Origin of the sequence: Eubacterium uniforme, assembly GCF_900167115.1 — a bacterium.
Taxonomy (GTDB): domain Bacteria; phylum Bacillota; class Clostridia; order Lachnospirales; family Lachnospiraceae; genus Eubacterium_S; species Eubacterium_S uniforme.
This window is the reverse complement of sequence record NZ_FUXZ01000002.1, coordinates 354666-361127: the sequence shown is the minus strand read 5'-3', so window position 1 is coordinate 361127 and position 6462 is coordinate 354666. Positions and strand designations below refer to the sequence as shown.

The window sequence follows — 6462 nt, the reverse complement described above, 5'->3', positions numbered from 1 at the left end:
ATCACCTTCCTTTCTTTATAAGATAGCTTGAACATCTATATTATAAAGGGAAGGTGATTTTTTGTATAACATATATCGCTCACCCGCATAGCGGGTGGTTTATATTTCGCACGCTTCGCGAGCTCAACAGGGTCACGACCCATAACAAAAGAACCAGCCTATGCTGGTTCTTTTGTTAGTCATAATGTATATTATACGTTGCTGGTATAATGACGATAACAAGATACGTTTTATATACATCGAAAACGGTTGAGTGTTTCCTAAATTTAGTTTTCGTCCTTGGCATTTTTCTAAACGCTCCGAAAACTCGCAGCTATCGCTGCTCAAACACGTTCTACGCGTTTGAAAAATATGCCAAACCTTAAACTAAATTTTTAACGGAAAACTCAAATTGTTTTCTCACGTATATAAATACGTATCTTGTTATCAATTTATAAAATAATGTATTATTTATAATTTTTAATAGAATATTATCAGTTAGTTTAAAGTTTAAGCATTAGGAGAATTTTATTTTTCTATCTGGGACCGTTGCGGGTCTCTACACTTAGTGAGAAAGTTATATTTTGTTAAGAATTTTATTTATCTTCATAACGCGAAGCGTTATGTTATAAAAAAGTAGAAGAATTGCGTGAATGTTTACATTCTAAGTAATGCCTTCTACTTTTTTATAAGATAAGACTTGTCTTATCAAAGTAAATAAAATTATTAACGTCAAAAATATATCTTTCGAACTTAGTGTGGCTAGGGGTAGCCCGCACCGTGCGAGAGCTGAGTCCAAGATAGAAAAGATAAATTCGTATAACGCTTAAACTTTAAACTAACTGATAATATACATTATGACAAATATTATATTTCTCTTGATATTTGCATTATTTAGTTATATTATATATTTGGAAGAAATTGGGATTTTTGTCAGGTTTATATTGACAAAAATTTACCAATTAAAAAATATAAATGTAAGGCGGGTTTTGCCTATACTATATTAAGTAAATTTATGGAGGACTAATGATGAGTACTACACAGAAAATGTCAGCACGAGAAAGAATTGAATCTTTCCTCGATGACAACAGTTTTGTAGAAATCGGTGGTATGGTAAAAGCTAGAACAACTGATTTTAACATGCAAGGTATCGACGCTCCTAGTGATGGAGTTATTACCGGATTTGGTCTTGTTGATGGTAGATTAGTATATGTCTACAGCCAGGACGTTAGTGTACTTGGTGGAACAATCGGCGAGATGCATGCAAAGAAGATTGTTAATCTAATTGACAAAGCTATTTTAATGGGTGCACCTATTGTAGGTCTTATTGATAGCAATGGTGTTAGATTACAGGAATCTTCAGATGCACTTAATGCTCTTGGAGAAATCTATAAGACAATGTCTGATGCTTCAGGTGTTGTTCCTATGGTAACAGGAGTTTTCGGTAATTGTGGAGGTAGCCTTGCTATTTTAGCTTCTATGTCAGATTTCACATATGTTGATGAAGATGCAAAGCTATTTGTTAATTCACCTAACGCACTTCCTGGAAATTACACAGAAAAGTGTGATACAGCTAGTGCAAAATATCAGGCTAAGAATACTGACAATGTTGATTTTGTTGGTAGTGAAGCTGAAGTAATTGCTAATCTTAGAAATCTTGTATCAATACTTCCAGTTAACAATGATGATGAAGCTGTTGATGCATGTAACGATGATCTTAACAGATTAGTATCAGGAATTGAGGGTTCTATTGATGATCCAGCTCTTTTCCTTGCTCAGATTGCTGATAATGGTGTTGTTTGTGAACTTAAGAGTGAATATGCTGGTAACATGGCTACAGCATTTATCAAACTTAATGGTGCAACAATCGGTGTTGTAGCAAATAGAAACAAAAAATATGATGAAAACGGTGAAGTAGTATGCAACTGCGGTGGTAAATTATCAAGCAAGGGTTGTGTAAAAGCTGCTGATTTTATTAATTTCTGTGATGCTTTCAATATTCCTGTTTTATCAATAACAAATACAGATGGATTTATGGCTTGTGAATGTAGTGAAAAGAAGATTGCTAAAGCTTCTTCAAAACTTGCATTTGCATTTGCTGGTGCAACAGTTCCTAAAGTAAATCTTATTACAGGTAAGGCTCTTGGAAGTGCCTATGTTGTAATGAATAGCAAGGGATTAGGCGCTGATATGGTTTACGCTTATCCGGATGCACAGATTGGCTGTATGGATGCTAAGAGTGCTTCAGAGATTATTGCTAAGGATTGTGATGCTGCAACAGTTGAAGCAGATTATGCTAAGTTACAGCTTAATGTTGAATCAGCTGCAGCTAGAGGATATGTTGATACAATTATCGATCCAGCTGAAACAAGAAAATATTTAATCGGAGCATTTGAAATGCTTAGTTCAAAATTAGATACTACTCCAAGTAGAAAACACGGAACAATTTAATTTAGGAGGAACATTATGAGAAAAGTATTAAGCTGTGTTGTTATGCTTATTTGTGTTCTTTCTTTAACAAGTTGTAGTGTAAAAGATATTAAGAAAATCGGTCAGCCTAAGGAAGTAAGTTTCCCAGGATTAAGAGCAGATGATTTAACTGCTGAAGAAGTTCAGGCTGGTGAAATTCTTTACAAAGAAAATTTTGAATCATTTATACGTTCATATGTAGAAAACCTTTCAAACTTGGAATATTCAGATTTAAAGAAAAATATCAAGTCTGCAGAAAAGAATGCTGAAAAAGATAAGTCTTATAAACCTTTTGTTGATGCAATGAAGTCATATGAAGGTTCTTCAAAAGAACTTGGTACATTAAAAAAAGCAAGTGGAAAGATTGTATATACTGAAGATAGAAAGAACTTATATTTAGCTACATTAAAAGTAAAATATGCTAAAAGAGATTGTAAAGTTAAAGTACAGCTCTCAGTTGATGAAGATAAAGAAACTGAAATAAAGAGTATTACATTTGAACCTGAATACTCATTTAAAGAGACAATTAATAAGGCTGGTATGAATACTTTACTTGGTATGGGTACAGTTTTCGCAGTACTTATCCTTATTGCTTTCATTATTTCATTGTTTAAGATTATTAATAAGATTGAAACAATGGCTAAAGAGAAAGAAGCAAATAAAATCAAAACAGAAAATGCAAAAGAAATCGAAAAAATTGATAGTGCACCTGCTGTTGTTGAAACACAGACAGATGATAACGAACTTATAGCTGTAATTGCTGCAGCAATTGCTGCTAGTGAGGGTAGTGCAGATCCTGGCAGCTTCGTTGTAAGATCTATCAGAAAGATTAGATAATTGGAGGATACATAAATGAAAAATTATACAATTACAGTTAATGGTAATGTTTATGATGTAACAGTAGAAGAAGGTGCTGGCGTAGCAATGCCAACAGCTCCTGTAAAGAGCGCACCAGTAGTAGCTCCTAAGGCAGCTCCTAAGGCTGCAGCTTCAGGAAGCGAAGGTAGTGTAAAAGTTAACTCACCAATGCCAGGTAAAATTTTATCAGTTAAGGCTTCAGTTGGTCAGTCAGTTAGCAAGGGTGATGTAATCATGGTTCTTGAAGCTATGAAGATGGAAAACGATATTGTTGCTCCAGAAGATGGTACAATCGCATCAATCAATGCTAATACAGGTGATTCTGTAGAAGCAGGTAGTGTACTTGCAACACTTAATTAATAATAATTAATACTCGTATTAATAACGGAGGATAAAATGGATTACATTAAAGATACACTAAGTAATTTGATACACCAGACAGCGTTCTTTAACTTGACTGTCGGCAACTTCATTATGATTGCAGTTGCATGTATCTTCTTATATTTAGCGATTAAAAAAGAATATGAACCATTACTTTTGGTTCCAATTTCATTTGGTATGCTTTTAGTAAATATGTATCCAGATATCATGTCAGATACAGGTCTTCTTCATTACTTCTATTTATTAGATGAATGGAGTATCTTACCTTCTCTTATTTTCCTTGGAGTTGGTGCGATGACAGACTTTGGTCCACTTATTGCAAACCCTAAGAGTTTTCTTTTAGGTGCTGCAGCTCAGTTTGGTATTTATGGAGCATATTTCTTAGCAATTTTCATGGGATTTGGTGGTAAGGCAGCAGCTGCTATTTCAATTATCGGTGGTGCAGATGGTCCTACATCAATCTTCCTTGCAGGTAAATTAGGTCAGACTGACTTGATGGGTCCTATTGCCGTAGCAGCTTATTCATATATGGCATTAGTTCCAATTATTCAGCCACCTATTATGAAGTTACTTACAACTGAGAAGGAAAGAAAAATCAAGATGGAACAGCTTCGTCCTGTTTCAAAACTTGAAAGAATCTTATTCCCAATCGTTGTTACAATCGTAGTAGTTATGATTCTCCCAACTACAGCACCACTTGTTGGTATGCTTATGCTTGGTAACTTATTCAGAGAATCAGGTGTTGTTAAACAGCTTACTGAAACAGCAAGTAATGCACTTATGTACATCGTAGTTATTATTCTTGGTACATCAGTAGGTGCTACAACTTCGGCTGAATCATTCCTTAACATTAGTACAATTAAGATCGTTATATTAGGTCTTGTTGCCTTTGCGGTTGGTACAGCTGCAGGTGTTATATTTGGTAAGATTATGTGTGCTGTAACAGGTGGTAAGATTAACCCACTTATTGGTTCAGCAGGTGTTTCTGCCGTACCAATGGCAGCAAGAGTATCACAGCAGGTTGGTTCTGAAGCAGATCCTACAAACTTCTTACTTATGCACGCTATGGGTCCTAACGTAGCCGGAGTTATTGGTACAGCTGTAGCAGCTGGTACATTCATGGCTATCTTTGGAATAGTATAAAATGATATAAAAATGTAATAAATCAAAATACTTTCATGCTTGCATGAAAAGTAGTTTAATTTGGTTAATAGATAAAGGAGAAAGAAATGGCAAATGAGAATACTCAGGTTAAGAGACCTGTAAAGATAACAGAAACAATTCTTAGAGATGCTCATCAGTCTCTTATTGCTACAAGAATGCCAACAGAAGAAATGCTTCCAATTATCGATACAATGGATAAAGTTGGTTATCATGCAGTAGAGTGCTGGGGCGGTGCTACATTCGATGCATCACTTCGTTTTCTTAAGGAAGATCCATGGGAAAGACTTAGAAAACTTCGTGATGGTTTCAAGAATACAAAACTACAGATGTTATTCAGAGGACAGAACATCTTAGGATATAGTCATTACTCAGATGATGTAGTTGAATATTTCGTTCAGAAATCATTAGCAAATGGTATCGACATCATCAGAATTTTCGACTGCTTAAATGACCTTAGAAACTTAGAAACAGCTGTTAAGGCTGCTAATAAAGAAAAGGGTCATGCTCAGATTGCATTATCATATACACTTGGTGATGCTTATACATTAGATTATTGGAAAGATACAGCTAAGAGAATCGAAGAGATGGGTGCTTCATCACTTTGTATTAAGGATATGGCAGGTCTTCTTACACCATACAAGGCAACAGAACTTGTTAGTGCTCTTAAAGAAGGAACAGACCTTCCAATTGATCTTCATACACATTACACATCAGGTGTTGGCGCTATGACATATCTTAAGGCTGTTGAAGCTGGTTGTGATATTATTGATACAGCAATTTCACCATTCTCAATGGGAACATCACAGCCTGCAACAGAAGTTTTAGTTGAGACATTTAAGGGTACACCTTATGATACAGGCCTTGATCAGAAGCTTCTTAAGGAAATCGCAGATTATTTCAAGCCATATAGAGAAGAATGCCTTGCTAGCGGATTGCTTAATCCAAAGGTTATGGGTGTTAATATCAATACACTTTTATACCAGGTACCTGGTGGTATGTTATCAAACCTTGTTTCACAGCTTAGTGAAATGGGCGCTGAAGATAAATTTGATGAAGTGTTAGAGGAAGTTCCAAGAGTAAGAAAAGACTTCGGTGAACCACCTCTTGTTACACCTTCAAGTCAGATTGTTGGTACTCAGGCAGTTCTTAATGTTGTTATGGGTGAAAGATATAAGATGGTTAACCAGCAGGCTAAGGACTTACTTTCAGGTAAGTATGGTCAGACAGTTAAGCCATTTGATAAAGAAGTACAGAAGAAGTGCATTGGTGATACAAAGGCTATCACATGCAGACCAGCTGATTTAATCGAGCCATCACTTCCAAAATTTGAAAAGGAAGTTGCTCAGTACAAACAGCAGGATGAAGATGTACTTACATATGCGTTATTCCCACAGGTTGCTAAAGAGTTCTTCGAATATAGAAAAGCTCAGCAGACAGGTGTTGATAACACAGTAGCAGACAAAGAAAACGGAGCATATCCAGTTTAGATAACAAAAGCCATGTAGTTAAACTACATGGCTTTTTTATTAATATATCTTATGACAAAAACCATTGAATGTGGTAAAATATAGATGTTGTTTTGTTATAGAAAATGATATAGAGGAAAACGAG

General features: G+C 35.3%; 5 protein-coding genes. All 5 read left to right on the top strand.

Annotation, left to right across the window (positions count from 1 at the left end; genetic code table 11):
• Positions 1–1008: 1008 nt before the first annotated feature.
• Positions 1009–2430, top strand: a complete 1422-nt coding sequence (locus B5D16_RS01500; protein WP_143405010.1) for an acyl-CoA carboxylase subunit beta — start codon at positions 1009–1011, stop codon at positions 2428–2430.
• 15 nt (positions 2431–2445) lie between these two features.
• Positions 2446–3285, top strand: coding sequence for an OadG family protein (locus B5D16_RS01495; protein WP_078765177.1), 840 nt, complete (start codon positions 2446–2448; stop codon positions 3283–3285).
• A 15-nt stretch (positions 3286–3300) separates the two neighbouring features.
• Entirely contained in the window at positions 3301–3666 is a 366-nt protein-coding gene (locus B5D16_RS01490; RefSeq protein WP_078765176.1) for a biotin/lipoyl-containing protein, read from the top strand.
• Positions 3667–3702: 36 nt separating this feature from the next.
• Complete coding sequence (locus B5D16_RS01485; protein WP_078765175.1) at positions 3703–4830, top strand: sodium ion-translocating decarboxylase subunit beta; 1128 nt, start codon at positions 3703–3705, stop codon at positions 4828–4830.
• 86 nt (positions 4831–4916) lie between these two features.
• Positions 4917–6338: an oxaloacetate decarboxylase subunit alpha gene (locus tag B5D16_RS01480; protein WP_078765174.1), complete on the top strand. Its 1422-nt coding sequence runs from the start codon at positions 4917–4919 to the stop codon at positions 6336–6338.
• The last annotated feature ends 124 nt before the right edge of the window (positions 6339–6462 follow it).

Bases quoted from the DNA above. Each gene is read 5' to 3' on its own strand.
- B5D16_RS01500 (WP_143405010.1), top strand. From the start codon at position 1,009: ATGAGTACTACACAGAAAATGTCAGCACGAGAAAGAATTGAATCTTTC.
- B5D16_RS01495 (WP_078765177.1), top strand. From the start codon at position 2,446: ATGAGAAAAGTATTAAGCTGTGTTGTTATGCTTATTTGTGTTCTTTCT.
- B5D16_RS01490 (WP_078765176.1), top strand. From the start codon at position 3,301: ATGAAAAATTATACAATTACAGTTAATGGTAATGTTTATGATGTAACA.
- B5D16_RS01485 (WP_078765175.1), top strand. From the start codon at position 3,703: ATGGATTACATTAAAGATACACTAAGTAATTTGATACACCAGACAGCG.
- B5D16_RS01480 (WP_078765174.1), top strand. From the start codon at position 4,917: ATGGCAAATGAGAATACTCAGGTTAAGAGACCTGTAAAGATAACAGAA.